A 14,041-nucleotide genomic window follows, 5' to 3' on the forward strand; every position below is an offset into this window, starting at 1 on the left:
CACTCCACTGGAGTCGGCGTCCAGGGCCACAACGCAGGCGAATGTTCTGCGGTGGTTGCTCATGGGTGGAACGTTGATTATTCGGCACACTCGACCAGCTTCTCTTCCTAGTACTGCCTTCGGGCGTGGATCGGAACGGGCAGTGGCGAGGGTGTCGGGCACGCTGTTGGGTGTCTGAAGGCACGGGCGGAAGCCCGGTTGTCTTCGGTTGCCGGCCCCGGTGCAGCATCACGGTTGTGGTGTGTGACGGGTGGTTGGTCGTTGTTTGAGAACTGCACAGTGGACGCGAGCATCTGTGGCCAAGTTTTTAAGGGCGCACGGTGGATGCCTTGGTACCAGGAACCGATGAAGGACGTGGGAGGCCGCGATAGTCCCCGGGGAGTCGTCAACCAGACTTTGATCCGGGGGTTTCCGAATGGGGAAACCCGGCAGTCGTCATGGGCTGTCACCCACTGCTGAACACATAGGCGGTGTGGAGGGAACGCGGGGAAGTGAAACATCTCAGTACCCGCAGGAAGAGAAAACAACCGTGATTCCGGGAGTAGTGGCGAGCGAAACCGGATGAGGCTAAACCGTATACGTGTGAGACCCGGCAGGGGTTGCGTGTACGGGGTTGTGGGATCTCTCTTCTGTCGTCTGCCGGCGGCAGGACGAGTCAGAAATCGTTGATGTAGGCGAAGGACATGCGAAAGGTCCGGCGTAGAGGGTAAGACCCCCGTAGTCGAAACGTCAGCGACTCGTTTGAGAGACACCCAAGTAGCACGGGGCCCGAGAAATCCCGTGTGAATCTGGCGGGACCACCCGCTAAGCCTAAATATTCCCTGGTGACCGATAGCGGATAGTACCGTGAGGGAATGGTGAAAAGTACCCCGGGAGGGGAGTGAAATAGTACCTGAAACCGTGTGCCTACAAGCCGTGGGAGCGTCGGAATGAAGACTTGTCTTCATTCTCGTGACTGCGTGCCTTTTGAAGAATGAGCCTGCGAGTTTGCGGTGTGTTGCGAGGTTAACCCGTGTGGGGGAGCCGTAGCGAAAGCGAGTCCGAACAGGGCGACATAGTAGCGCGCTCAAGACCCGAAGCGGAGTGATCTAGCCATGGGCAGGCTGAAGCGCGGGTAAGACCGTGTGGAGGGCCGAACCCACCAGGGTTGAAAACCTGGGGGATGACCTGTGGTTAGGGGTGAAAGGCCAATCAAACTCCGTGATAGCTGGTTCTCCCCGAAATGCATTTAGGTGCAGCGTCGTGTGTTTCTTGCCGGAGGTAGAGCACTGGATAGGCGATGGGCCCTACCGGGTTACTGACCTTAGCCAAACTCCGAATGCCGGTAAGTGAGAGCGCGGCAGTGAGACTGTGGGGGATAAGCTCCATGGTCGAGAGGGAAACAGCCCAGAGCATCGACTAAGGCCCCTAAGCGTACGCTAAGTGGGAAAGGATGTGGAGTCGCAGAGACAACCAGGAGGTTGGCTTAGAAGCAGCCATCCTTGAAAGAGTGCGTAATAGCTCACTGGTCAAGTGATTCCGCGCCGACAATGTAGCGGGGCTCAAGCGTACCGCCGAAGTCGTGTCATTGCAGCATGAGGGCCAACGCCCGCTGTGATGGGTAGGGGAGCGTCGTGTGCCGGGTGAAGCAGCCGCGGAAGCGAGTTGTGGACGGTTCACGAGTGAGAATGCAGGCATGAGTAGCGATTCACACGTGGGAAACGTGTGCGCCGATTGACTAAGGGTTCCTGGGTCAAGCTGATCTGCCCAGGGTAAGTCGGGACCTAAGGCGAGGCCGACAGGCGTAGTCGATGGAGAACCGGTTGATATTCCGGTACCCGCTGTGAAGCGTCAAACATCGAATCCAGTGATGCTAAGCCCGTGAAGCCGCCCTGATCTCTTCGGAGTTGAGGGGAGTGGTGGAGCCGGTGACCCGATCTGGTAGTAGGTGAGTGATGGGGTGACGCAGGAAGGTAGTCCAGCCCGGGCGGTGGTTGTCCCGGGGTAAGGGTGTAGCCCGTGCGATAGGCAAATCCGTCGCACTTGTGGGTGAGACCTGATGCCGAGCCGATTGTGGTGAAGTGGATGATCCTATGCTGTCGAGAAAAGCCTCTAGCGAGTTTTATGGCGGCCCGTACCCTAAACCGACTCAGGTGGTCAGGTAGAGAATACCGAGGCGTTCGGGTGAACTATGGTTAAGGAACTCGGCAAAATGCCCCCGTAACTTCGGGAGAAGGGGGGCCATTCTTGGTGATCCGTTTTGCACGGTGAGCTGGGGGTGGCCGCAGAGACCAGCGAGAAGCGACTGTTTACTAAAAACACAGGTCCGTGCGAAGCCGTAAGGCGAGGTATACGGACTGACGCCTGCCCGGTGCTGGAACGTTAAGGGGACCGGTTAGTGCGCTTTCGGGCGTGCGAAGCTGAGAACTTAAGCGCCAGTAAACGGCGGTGGTAACTATAACCATCCTAAGGTAGCGAAATTCCTTGTCGGGTAAGTTCCGACCTGCACGAATGGCGTAACGACTTCTCGACTGTCTCAACCATAGGCCCGGTGAAATTGCACTACGAGTAAAGATGCTCGTTTCGCGCAGCAGGACGGAAAGACCCCGGGACCTTTACTACAGTTTGATATTGGTGTTCGGTTCGGCTTGTGTAGGATAGCTGGGAGACTGTGAACTTGCCACGCCAGTGGTGGGGGAGTCGTCGTTGAAATACCAGTCTGGTCGTGCTGGATGTCTAACCCGGGTCCGTGATCCGGATCGGGGACAGTGTCTGATGGGTAGTTTAACTGGGGCGGTTGCCTCCTAAAGAGTAACGGAGGCGCCCAAAGGTTCCCTCAGCCTGGTTGGCAATCAGGTGGTGAGTGTAAGTGCACAAGGGAGCTTGACTGTGAGACCGACGGGTCGAGCAGGGACGAAAGTCGGGACTAGTGATCCGGCGGTGGCTTGTGGAAGCGCCGTCGCTCAACGGATAAAAGGTACCCCGGGGATAACAGGCTGATCTTCCCCAAGAGTCCATATCGACGGGATGGTTTGGCACCTCGATGTCGGCTCGTCGCATCCTGGGGCTGGAGTCGGTCCCAAGGGTTGGGCTGTTCGCCCATTAAAGCGGTACGCGAGCTGGGTTTAGAACGTCGTGAGACAGTTCGGTCCCTATCCGCTGTGCGCGTAGGAGTCTTGAGAAGGGCTGTCCCTAGTACGAGAGGACCGGGACGGACGAACCTCTGGTGTGCCAGTTGTTCTGCCAAGGGCATGGCTGGTTGGCTACGTTCGGGAGGGATAACCGCTGAAAGCATCTAAGCGGGAAGCCTGCTTCGAGATGAGGACTCCCACCCCCTATGAGGGGTTAAGGCTCCCAGGAGACTACTGGGTTGATAGGCCAGATCTGGAAGCCCGGTAACGGGTGGAGGTGACTGGTACTAATAGGCCGAGGGCTTGTCCTCAGCTGCTCGCGTCCACTGTGTTGGTTCTGAAACCACGAACAACCCCTGTCCTGGGCCACAGGACGGTTGCCGGTTGCGTGTTTCATAGTGTTTCGGTGGTCATAGCGTGAGGGAAACGCCCGGTTACATTCCGAACCCGGAAGCTAAGCCTTACAGCGCCGATGGTACTGCAGGGGGGACCCTGTGGGAGAGTAGGACACCGCCGAACTCCCTTTAGAGCTCCGGTCGTTGGACGATAAGTCCAACGACCGGAGCTCTTTTGTTTCCAGGGTGCTACCCGAACCCCCTCCGCGCCGCAGGGAGATGCCTGCGGGTAAGGTCAGGTGGCAACGTTGGCACGCTCCCACAGGAGGCCCCCGGGTGGAGGTCCAGGAGACCCGCGTCCAGACAGATCGGGTCCTCACCATCCCGAACATCCTCAGCATGGCGCGCCTTGTAGGCGTGCCCGTCTTCCTGTGGTTGATCCTCCGGCCTGAGTTCGGCGGGCCCAAGAGCGACGGGTGGGCGCTGCTGGTGCTCATGCTGAGCGGGATCAGCGATTATTTGGATGGCAAGCTCGCCCGGCGCTGGAACCAGATCAGCAGTCTCGGCCGGCTGCTCGATCCCGCGGCCGACCGGCTCTACATTCTGTCGACTTTGGTCGGTCTCACCTGGCGCGAGATTCTGCCACTCTGGTTGACGGCCGTCCTGTTGGCGCGAGAGCTGGTTCTGCTGGTGATGGTGGGCATCCTCAGGCGCCATGGCTATCCGCCGCCGCAGGTGAACTTCCTTGGGAAGGCAGCTACGTTCAACTTGATGTATGCCTTCCCGTTGCTGTTGCTCAGTGACGGAAGTGGATGGATCGCGTCACTCGCTGCTATTTTCGGATGGGCGTTCGCAGGATGGGGTACAACGCTCTACTGGTGGGCAGGGATCCTCTACGTGGTTCAGGTCCGCCGCCTTGTCCGCGCGGACGCCATGGCCGATTGAGCTCGCCGAATGGGCAGTCGTAGTGGCCTCTGATGGCCCGCAGACCGAATGTGCGGGACAATCTGGGACGGGTGAAGTCGGCTAGACCGTCATCTCTTCAAGGAGGACGCTTCCGACATGAAGGCCGTCGTGATGGCCGGAGGCGAAGGCACACGCCTTCGTCCTATGACCTCGAGCATGCCCAAGCCGCTTCTTCCCGTGGCCAATCGCCCGATCATGGAGCATGTGCTGCGGCTGCTCAAGCGGCATGGACTCAACGAAACCGTCGTTACTGTTCAGTTCTTGGCATCGCTCGTCAAGAACTACTTCGGCGACGGTGAAGAGCTCGGAATGGAGCTCACCTATGCCAACGAGGAGAAGCCACTCGGTACTGCCGGCAGCGTCAAGAACGCCGAAGAGGCGTTGAAGGACGATGCATTTCTTGTGATCTCCGGTGATGCTCTGACCGATTTCGATCTCACCGAGTTGATCAATTTCCACAAGGAAAAGGGCGCGCTCGTCACAGTCTGTCTGACGAGGGTACCCAATCCGCTGGAATTCGGCATTACGATCGTCGACGAAGAAGGCAAAGTCGAGCGCTTCCTGGAGAAGCCGACCTGGGGCCAGGTTTTCTCGGACACCGTGAATACGGGCATCTATGTGATGGAGCCCGAAGTCTTCGACTATGTCGAGGCTGATGTTCCCGTCGACTGGTCCGGCGATGTCTTCCCGCAGTTGATGAAGGAGGGCAAGCCGATCTACGGCTATATCGCCGAGGGATACTGGGAGGACGTCGGTACGCACGAGAGTTATGTGAAGGCACAGGCCGATGTCCTGGAGGGCAAGGTCGATGTCGAGCTCGACGGTTTCGAGATCTCGCCCGGCGTGTGGGTGGCGGAGGGCGCCGAGGTGCATCCCGACGCAGTGCTGCGGGGGCCGCTGTACATCGGGGACTACGCCAAGGTCGAGGCCGACGTCGAAATCCGTGAGCACACCGTCGTCGGCTCGAACGTCGTGGTGAAGAGCGGAGCCTTTCTGCACAAGGCCGTTCTGCACGACAACGTGTACATCGGCCAGCACAGCAATCTGCGCGGCTGTGTCGTCGGAAAGAACACCGACATCATGCGTGCCGCGCGTATCGAGGACGGCGCCGTCATCGGTGACGAGTGCCTCGTCGGCGAAGAATCGATCGTGCAGGGGAACGTACGCGTCTACCCGTTCAAGACCATCGAGGCCGGCGCCTTCGTCAATACGTCGGTCATTTGGGAGTCCCGCGGTCAGGCACATCTCTTCGGTGCCCGCGGGGTCTCCGGGATTCTCAACGTGGAGATCACTCCGGAACTCGCCGTGCGACTCGCGGGGGCCTACGCGACGACGCTCAAGAAGGGCTCCACGGTCACCACGGCCCGCGATCACTCCAGGGGTGCTCGTGCGCTGAAGCGGGCGGTCATTTCGGCACTTCAGGCCAGCGCCATCGACGTACGGGACCTGGAGAACGTACCGCTGCCGGTGGCGCGGCAGCAGACCGCGCGGGGCAGTGCCGGCGGGATCATGATCCGGACGACGCCTGGGGTTCCGGACTCGGTCGACATCATGTTCTTCGACGGGCGTGGGGCGGATCTGTCGCAGGCGAGTCAGCGCAAGCTGGACCGGGTTTTTGCGCGGCAGGAGTACCGGCGTGCGTTCCCGGGCGAGATCGGGGACTTGCATTTTCCGGCCAGCGTCTTCGACTCGTACACCGGATCCTTGCTCCGGAATGTCGACACCACTGGGATTGCTGAATCCGGGCTGAAGGTGGTCGTGGATGCCTCGAACGGGAGCGCCGGACTGGTGCTGCCGAGTCTGTTGGGCAAGCTCGGTGTGGACTCGTTGACCATCAATCCAGGTCTCGACGAGTCAAGGCCGACCGAGACAGCGGATGCGCGCAGGTCGGGGCTGGTGCGGCTCGGGGAGATCGTGGCCTCGGCGCGGGCCGCGTTCGGGGTGCGGTTCGACCCGGTCGGTGAGCGGCTCTCGCTCGTCGACGAGAAGGGGCGGATCGTCGAGGACGACCGGGCGCTGCTGGTGATGCTCGACCTGGTTGCCGCCGAGCGGCGCAGTGGGCGGGTGGCACTGCCGGTGACCACCACAAGGATTGCCGAGCAGGTCGCCGCGTACCACGGGACTCAGGTCGACTGGACGACGACCTCGCCGGATGATCTGACACGGGTCGGGCGCGACGACTCGACGATCTTCGGGGGCGATGGGCGCGGCGGGTTCATCGTGCCGGAGTTCAGCAGCGTCTTCGACGGTACGGCGGCCTTCGTACGGCTCATCGGTCTGGTGGCGCGCACGCAGCTCACTCTCAGCCAGATCGACGCGCGGATTCCGCGGGCGCACGTACTCAAGCGCGATCTGGCGACTCCCTGGGCCGTCAAGGGCCTGGTGATGCGCCGGGTCGTGGAGGCCGCCGGGGATCGCTTTGTCGATACAACTGACGGCGTACGGGTCGTGGAGACCGACGGGCGTTGGGTGATGGTGCTGCCCGACCCTGCGGAAGCAGCCACGCATCTGTGGGCCGAGGGACCCGACGACGCGTCCGCCCAGGCCTTGCTCGACGAGTGGTCGTCCGTGGTGGACAGCGCCGGGCGCTGAGCACGCGCGCGTGCCGAACGGCGCCCCCATGGGGCCCGTTCGGCACGTCGACGGGGTCATTCGGAGGTGGCGGTCGCGACGTGCGACGATGTGCGGCATGCCGCAGCACCCCCCCGTTCGGAGCACCCCCACGCGCCCTCCGCGGCCGGACGCCTCCATGTCGCTCCTCACCAACGTCATGGACCACAGCCTGGACGAGGGGTATGCGGAGGCGGCAGCCCGCAAGAAGGCCGAGAATGCCGGCGGCATGCCGAAGACCCTGCGGGCCAAGGTCGGTCTCGCGGTCGGACTGGTACTGGCGGCCCTGGTGGTCACCGTGGGGGCGGCACAGGCGCGGATCGAGGCTCCGGTTGTCGCGAAGGAGCGCGAGGAACTCATCGACCGTATCGACCATGAGAACGCGGTGGCCGACGAGCTCGAGGACGATGTCGACGAACTGCGTGACGACGTGGGCGCTCGGCAGCGTGAGGCGCTGAAGCAGCACGGTGGTGAACGGGGTGAGCTGGTCGGCATCCTGTCGGGAGCAGTCGAAGTGCACGGTCCCGGCGTGAAGCTGGTCGTCGATGACGCGCAGGCAGCCGACCAGAGCGGTGACGGGGACGCGCGTGAGACATCGGGCTTCTCCGACACCGGGCGCGTACGGGATCGCGATCTGCAGCGGGTCGTCAACGGGCTGTGGGCATCGGGTGCCGAAGCCGTCTCGATCAACGGGCAGCGGCTGACGGCGCTGTCCGCGATCAGGGCGGCGGGCGACGCGATACTGGTCGACAACAAGCCGATGGTGCCGCCGTACACGGTGCTTGCGGTGGGCGACGGCAAGGGGCTGAGCAGCGCATTCGAGAGCAGTGCCGACGGGCTGTATCTGGAGGCGCTGCACGAGAGCTACGGGATCCGGACCGCCCTTTCCGTCGAGGACGACGTCCGGCTGCCCGCCGCGCCGAGCGTGATCGTACGAACAGCAGAACCGAGCACAGAGAAGGGCACATCGTGATCGCCGTACTGGGCCTCGTCGTGGGAGTCGTGGCTGGATTGCTGGTCCGTCCCGAAGTTCCGGCGGTGGTCGAGCCGTACCTGCCGATCGCCGTGGTCGCGGCGCTCGACGCCGTGTTCGGCGGGCTGCGCGCGATGCTCGACGGCATCTTCGACGACAAGGTCTTCGTGGTGTCCTTCCTCTCCAACGTCGTGGTGGCCGCGCTGATCGTCTTCCTGGGCGACAAGCTCGGCGTCGGCGCTCAGCTTTCCACGGGCGTCGTGGTCGTCCTCGGCATCCGCATCTTCTCCAACGCCGCGGCGATCCGCCGGCACGTATTCCGGGCGTGAGGCAGATGAGTAACCAGGACGAGACCGACAAGACCACCGAGAAGGCCCCCAAGGCGGCCCTCGAGAACCCACTGCGCAAGAAGCTGCCCGAAGAGGTGCAGTCTGAGGCCCGGGAGACGCCGAACGGCGAGGCCCCTCAGACGTCGAGTCAGGAGCCGGAACGCGAAGCCTCCGAGTCACCGGAGGCCGAGCCGGAGCAGCCCGAGCCTCCACTGTCCGGTCGTCAGCGGCTGGTGAACGGTCTGTGGCCGCCACGTCTCTCGCGTGCGCAGTTCATCGTCGCCCTCCTGCTGTTCGGTCTTGGCTTCGGCCTGGCCGTTCAGGTGGCGTCCAACAGCGACGGCGACGGCGCGCTGCGCGGCGCGCGTCAGGAAGATCTCGTACGCATCCTCGATGAACTGGATGACCGAACTCAGCGTCTGGAAGAGGAGAAGCAGGGTCTCGAAGATCAGCGCACCGAGTTGGAGAACAGCTCGGACCAGGCCGAGGAGGCCCGCAAGCAGACGGTCGAGAAGGAGAAGCAGCTCGGCATACTCGCGGGCACCGTGGCGGCGCAGGGGCCCGGCATCACGCTGACCATCGACGACACGAAGGGGACGGTCGAGGCCGACATGCTGCTCGACGCGATCCAGGAATTGCGCGCGGCCGGATCGGAGGCGATCCAGGTCAATGGCGTACGGGTCGTCGCCAGCACCTACTTGACGGACGCGAGCGGAGGCGGAGTGAGCGTCGACGGGAACAAGATCAGCGCGCCCTATCGTTTCAAGGTCATCGGCAAGCCGCAGGACCTCGAACCGGCACTCAACATCCCCGGCGGAGTGGTGCAGACTCTGGAGAAGGAGCAGGCCACTGTCACGGTGGAACGCTCCAACAAGATCATCGTTGATGCCTTGCGACCGGCGAAGCAGCCTGACTACGCTCGGTCGTCCTCCCAGTGAGGCGGGGGCGCATGCGGGCCGCTCGTCGAGGGCATGACGTTGCGGGGGGTCGACGCACCGAATGGGTGGTGCGTGGTGGAAACTGTCTGGTGGATGCCGACGTTGTGAAGATGTCCGGCTCGACCGGTGTGTGTAATCAGGGTTCGTCCTGCCCCACGGGCGGGTCTGTTTCGGTCAAGGGGAATCGCCCGTGAAGTTGTTTGCGAAGTGGTTTGGCAAGAGCGCGAAAGAGGGCAGCGACAGTGCTACTGCCCGGCATCGCGCGTCGCGCCATGAGGATGCCGAAGGGCAGGGAGACCGCCCGCTGTTCCGAGATCAGCTCGGTGGCCAGGGTGGTGACATTCCCGGTGGTCAGGGCGCGCCGTCTGTTGACCCTGCCCAGTCCGGCCGCATAGGTTTCGGGGAACCGTCAACCTCAAGTGCGGGTGGAGGGTTCTCCCCCGATCCGTACGCGTCCAATGCCCAGGCAGGACAGCCGCGGCAGGAGGATCCGTCCATGTCGGCCCTGGTGTGCACGAGGTGCGGGAATCGCAACGCGGAGAACAGCCGGTTCTGCTCCAACTGTGGCGCGCCCCTGCGGGCCGGAGCGGCAGCCGAGCGCCCCTCGGAGACCACCTCGACGATCTCCATCTCGGGCATCGAATCCTATGACGCCGAGGCCACCGGCCAGACACAGATGCCGATGCTCTCTCCCGAGGCGCAGGCGGCCGTTGACGCGCTGCCGCTGGGCTCGGCGCTCCTGGTGGTGCGCCGTGGCCCCAACTCGGGCAGCCGCTTCCTGCTGGACAGCGACCTGACCACGGCGGGCCGGCACCCGCAGAGCGACATCTTCCTGGACGACGTGACCGTGTCGCGTCGCCATGTGGAGTTCCGTCGGCAGCCGGACGGCACCTTCACCGTGGCGGACGTCGGCAGCCTGAACGGCACGTATGTCAACCGGGAGCGGATCGACTCCGTCTCGCTGTCGAACGGCGACGAGGTACAGATCGGCAAGTACCGGCTGGTCTTCTATGCGAGCCAGCGAGGAATCTGACCCTCCCCCAGAATCCGTCCGGGGGACCCCAGGGAAGGGCCATGCTTCGAACACCGAGCGGCGGTGCCGAGAACGGCGCCGCCGCCTGTGGGCTTATGAGTATCGGCGCGGTGCTGAACGTGCTGCGCGAGGAGTTCCCCGAAGTCACCATCTCCAAGATCCGCTTTTTGGAGTCGGAAGGGCTCATCGAGCCGCAGCGGACCCCGTCGGGATACCGGAAGTTCAGCCCGGAAGACGTCGAGCGCCTGGGCCACGTACTGAGGATGCAGCGGGACCACTATCTGCCCCTGAAGGTGATCCGCGAACATCTGGACGCCATGGAGCGTGGTGAGGCGGTGCAGCTGCCGTCGCTGGGGCGGCAGCGTGACGGGGAGCCTGCCGACGAGCCGGAGGGGCTGACCGCGGCGCGGATCGGGCGGGCCGAGCTGCTGGCCGCCGCCGAGATCGATGAGCAGGAGCTCGACGAGTGGGAGTCGTACGGCCTCATCACGCCGCTGCCGGAAGGGGGTTACGACGCCGAGGCGGTGACCGTGGCTGGCCTTGTCGTGGAACTCGGGCGCTTCGGGATCGAGCCGCGGCATCTGCGCGCCGTGAAGGCCGCCGCCGACCGTGAGGCCGGGCTCGTCGTCCAGGTCGTAGCCCCGCTGCGTCTGCACCGCAATCCGCAGACCAGGGCACATGCGGAGGCGCGCACCAAGGAGCTGGCGGGACTCGCGGTGAAGCTGCACGCCGCGCTGGTGCAGTCCGCGCTCGGCGTACGGCTGCCTTGAACCGGAGGCCTGTGCCGAGGCCGGATCGGCCGCCCGTTCCGTGCTCGACTACCCAAAGATGCCGAGCACGGCCTAGGGTTGCTGTGTGAACGAGCTCGACGTCGTAGGTGTCCGGGTCGAAATGCCCTCCAACCAACCGATCGTGCTCCTGCGTGAAGTGGGAGGCGACCGTTACCTCCCCATCTGGATCGGGCCGGGGGAGGCGACGGCGATCGCCTTCGCACAGCAGGGCATGGCTCCCGCGCGACCGCTGACCCACGACCTGTTCAAGGACGTGCTGGAGGCCGTCGGCCAGGAGCTCACCGAAGTACGCATCACAGACCTACGGGACGGTGTGTTCTACGCGGAGCTGGTGTTCGCCAGCGGGGTCGAGGTCAGCGCCCGGCCGTCCGACGCCATAGCGCTGGCGCTGCGCACCGGAACGCCGATCTACGGCAGCGACGGGGTGCTGGACGACGCGGGGATCGCGATTCCGGACGAGCAGGAGGACGAGGTGGAGAAGTTCCGCGAGTTCCTCGACCAGATCTCGCCCGAGGACTTCGGCACCAACAGCCAGTGATCCGGCCCGGCCCGCACCACCTGGGCCCCGGCTTCGGGACGCATATCCCGTGACCCTCCGGGGCCGCCGGACGACAGGGCGTGCGGGGGTCGCGCCGAGAGCATTCGGCTAGCCTTTCCCCGCGGTGAGGCACGGGAAACCACTCTTAGGGTGATTATCACTCGGCGTGCCGAGTGCGGTGGTCGTTGACGCACCCCCGGTGACTGCCTACCGTCGAGAAGGCAGGTCAAGGGGACGGAGGTCGGCGTGAGAAGCAGCGGCGACGGTACGGCTGGGGGCGCCCCCGGACGCAGTCCGGTGGAGAGCGGCCCGTACCCTCCCCCAAGCTCTCGGCTCGGCCCGGGCAGGGGGTATCCCCAGCAGGGCGGCGTGGCCGATCATGCTCCGCAGCAGCGGCCGGAACCGGTGTCGGGCGATAGCGGGGTGACCTCCGAGGAGATCGGCTACCGCGGTCCCACGGCCTGCGCCGCCGCGGGCATCACCTACCGGCAACTGGACTACTGGGCCCGGACGGGCCTCGTCGAGCCGAGTGTGCGGCCCGCCTACGGGTCGGGGACGCAGCGGCTGTACAGCTTCCGGGACGTCGTCGTCCTGAAGATCGTCAAGCGGTTTCTCGATACGGGTGTGTCGCTGCAGAACATCCGTACCGCCGTCCAGCACTTGCGGGAGCGCGGATTCCGTGACCTCGAGCGCATGACGCTGATGAGCGACGGGGCGACGGTCTACGAGTGCTCCTCGCCCGACGAGGTCCATGCGCTGCTCCAGGGTGGGCAGGGCATCTTCGGGATCGCCGTGGGAGTGGTCTGGCGGGACGTGGAGAGCGCGCTTTCGCAGCTGCACGGGGAGCGCGTCGACACGGGCGAGACGCTCGTCGGGCACCATCCCGCCGATGAACTGGCCAGGCGCCGCAACCGCGCGGTCTGAGCGAGCGGTCCAGAAGGGCCCACATATCGAGGGCCCGGGATCTGCGCACCGAGAGGCGAAGGTTCCTGCGTACGAGGCCATTGTCAGTGGCGTAGGGCAGCATCGGAGATGTGAGAACCGCGCCCACGATCCTGCATCTCGACATGGATGCCTTCTTCGCCTCGGCGGAGCAGGCGGCCAAGCCGAGCCTGCGCGGGAAAGCGGTCATCGTCGGTGGGCTCGGGCCGCGCGGTGTGGTCGCGACCTGCTCGTACGAGGCCCGGGTCTTCGGGGTCCATTCCGCGATGCCCATGGCGCAGGCGCGGCGGCTGGCGCCGAACGCCGCGTATCTGGTGCCCCGTTTCGGGTTCTACCGGGAGATCAGTGAGCAGGTCATGGGGTTGCTGCGGGAGCTGTCGCCGCTGGTGGAGCCGCTGAGTCTGGACGAGGCGTTCGTCGATCTGGAGGCCGGGGGAGCAGCCTGGGACGAGGCTTCGGCGCGGCTGGCGGGGGCGAAGCTGCGCGCGGACATCCGGGCCGTCACCGGGCTGACCGGGTCGGTGGGGCTCGCCGCGTCCAAGATGCTGGCGAAGATCGCCTCCGAGCAGGCCAAGCCGGACGGGCTGGTGGTGATCGATCCGGGGACGGAGCGCGAACTGCTCGCTCCCATGTCGGTGCGCATACTGCCCGGGGTGGGGCCGGCCACCGGGGACCATCTGCGGCGGGCCGGGATCACGACGGTCGGGGAGATCGCCGAGGCAGGTGAGGACGAGGTCATACGGCTCCTCGGGAAGGCCCACGGGACCGGGCTGTACGCCATGGCGCTGGCGCACGACGAGCGGGCCGTGGTGGCCGAGCGGGACACCAAGTCCGTGTCTGTCGAGGACACGTACGACGTGGACATCCATGACCGGGTGCGGGTGCGGATGGAGGTGCAGCGGCTCGCCGACCGGTGTGTGCGGCGGCTGCGTGGCGCGCATCTGTCGGGGCGGACCATCGTGCTCAAGGTGCGGCGGTACGACTTCTCGACGCTGACCCGTTCCGAGACGCTGCGGGGGCCCACGGACGACCCCTCGGTGGTGCGGGAGGCGGCCGCGAGGTTGCTGGAGTCCGTGGACACCACAGGAGGCGTACGGCTGCTGGGAGTCGGGGTCTCGGGGCTTGCCGACTACACGCAGGAGGATCTCTTCGCCCAGGTTCAGGCACAGGAGGAGGCACGGGCACACGAGGGGGAGCCGGAGCATCCGGCGCACGACGAGCCGCAGGAGTCGGCCGGGGAGCAAGAGGCGCCCGCCTTGCGGCGCTGGGCCGCGGGGCATGACGTACGGCATGCGGAGTTCGGGCACGGGTGGGTGCAGGGCAGTGGGATCGGGCGGGTCACGGTGCGGTTCGAGACGCCCGACTCCGAGCCTGGGCGCGTACGCACCTTCCGGGTCGACGATCCGGAGCTGGAGCCTGCGGAACCGCTCCCGCTGGTGCGACGAAGACCCAAGGAGGCCTCGCAAGCGGACTGAC

10 protein-coding genes and 2 rRNA genes are annotated in these 14,041 nt (G+C 64.8%); all 12 read left to right on the plus strand.

The features are described 5' to 3' along the window. Window positions 1-297 precede the first annotated feature (297 nt). Window positions 298-3,421: ribosomal RNA gene (locus ACQEVY_RS39390) — 23S ribosomal RNA — on the plus strand. Between the two features lie 91 nt (window positions 3,422-3,512). Beyond that, window positions 3,513-3,629: ribosomal RNA gene (gene rrf / locus ACQEVY_RS39395) — 5S ribosomal RNA — on the plus strand. Window positions 3,630-3,781: 152 nt separating this feature from the next. After that, on the plus strand, window positions 3,782-4,390 hold the full coding sequence (locus tag ACQEVY_RS39400) for a CDP-alcohol phosphatidyltransferase family protein (protein WP_165344573.1): 609 nt from the start codon (window positions 3,782-3,784) through the stop codon (window positions 4,388-4,390). A 117-nt stretch (window positions 4,391-4,507) separates the two neighbouring features. Next, window positions 4,508-7,003 (plus strand): mannose-1-phosphate guanyltransferase, encoded by a 2,496-nt coding sequence (locus tag ACQEVY_RS39405; protein WP_328773006.1) that lies wholly within the window; start codon window positions 4,508-4,510, stop codon window positions 7,001-7,003. 88 nt (window positions 7,004-7,091) lie between these two features. Next, window positions 7,092-7,994, plus strand: coding sequence for a DUF881 domain-containing protein (locus tag ACQEVY_RS39410; protein WP_432954570.1), 903 nt, complete (start codon window positions 7,092-7,094; stop codon window positions 7,992-7,994). Beyond that, window positions 7,991-8,323: a small basic family protein gene (locus ACQEVY_RS39415; RefSeq protein ID WP_003988855.1), complete on the plus strand. Its 333-nt coding sequence runs from the start codon at window positions 7,991-7,993 to the stop codon at window positions 8,321-8,323. Before ACQEVY_RS39410 ends, ACQEVY_RS39415 begins: the two co-directional genes overlap by 4 nt. Before the next feature lie 5 nt (window positions 8,324-8,328). After that, the gene (locus tag ACQEVY_RS39420; protein WP_432954572.1) at window positions 8,329-9,261 is read left to right on the plus strand and encodes a DUF881 domain-containing protein; all 933 of its coding nucleotides are present in this window, start codon (window positions 8,329-8,331) and stop codon (window positions 9,259-9,261) included. Between the two features lie 148 nt (window positions 9,262-9,409). Beyond that, window positions 9,410-10,294, plus strand: a complete 885-nt coding sequence (locus tag ACQEVY_RS39425) for an FHA domain-containing protein (protein WP_328774399.1) — start codon at window positions 9,410-9,412, stop codon at window positions 10,292-10,294. 41 nt (window positions 10,295-10,335) lie between these two features. After that, a complete protein-coding gene (ftsR, locus tag ACQEVY_RS39430) occupies window positions 10,336-11,064 on the plus strand; it encodes a transcriptional regulator FtsR (protein WP_432954573.1) in 729 nt (242 codons plus the stop codon). 85 nt (window positions 11,065-11,149) lie between these two features. After that, window positions 11,150-11,623, plus strand: coding sequence for a bifunctional nuclease family protein (locus tag ACQEVY_RS39435; RefSeq protein WP_033327106.1), 474 nt, complete (start codon window positions 11,150-11,152; stop codon window positions 11,621-11,623). A 246-nt stretch (window positions 11,624-11,869) separates the two neighbouring features. Further along, a complete protein-coding gene (locus tag ACQEVY_RS39440; RefSeq protein ID WP_432954575.1) occupies window positions 11,870-12,547 on the plus strand; it encodes a MerR family transcriptional regulator in 678 nt (225 codons plus the stop codon). Window positions 12,548-12,657: 110 nt separating this feature from the next. Then, window positions 12,658-14,040 (plus strand): DNA polymerase IV, encoded by a 1,383-nt coding sequence (locus tag ACQEVY_RS39445; protein ID WP_432954576.1) that lies wholly within the window; start codon window positions 12,658-12,660, stop codon window positions 14,038-14,040. Window position 14,041 lies beyond the last annotated feature (1 nt).

This window comes from Streptomyces sp. CA-288835 (assembly GCF_050936385.1).
Lineage (GTDB): Bacteria > Actinomycetota > Actinomycetes > Streptomycetales > Streptomycetaceae > Streptomyces.

Coding starts and splice junctions, on each gene's coding strand:
- ACQEVY_RS39405 (WP_328773006.1), top strand. CDS start 4,508: ATGAAGGCCGTCGTGATGGCCGGAGGCGAAGGCACACGCCTTCGTCCT.
- ACQEVY_RS39410 (WP_432954570.1), top strand. CDS start 7,092: ATGTGCGGCATGCCGCAGCACCCCCCCGTTCGGAGCACCCCCACGCGC.
- ACQEVY_RS39420 (WP_432954572.1), top strand. CDS start 8,329: ATGAGTAACCAGGACGAGACCGACAAGACCACCGAGAAGGCCCCCAAG.
- ftsR (WP_432954573.1), top strand. CDS start 10,336: ATGCTTCGAACACCGAGCGGCGGTGCCGAGAACGGCGCCGCCGCCTGT.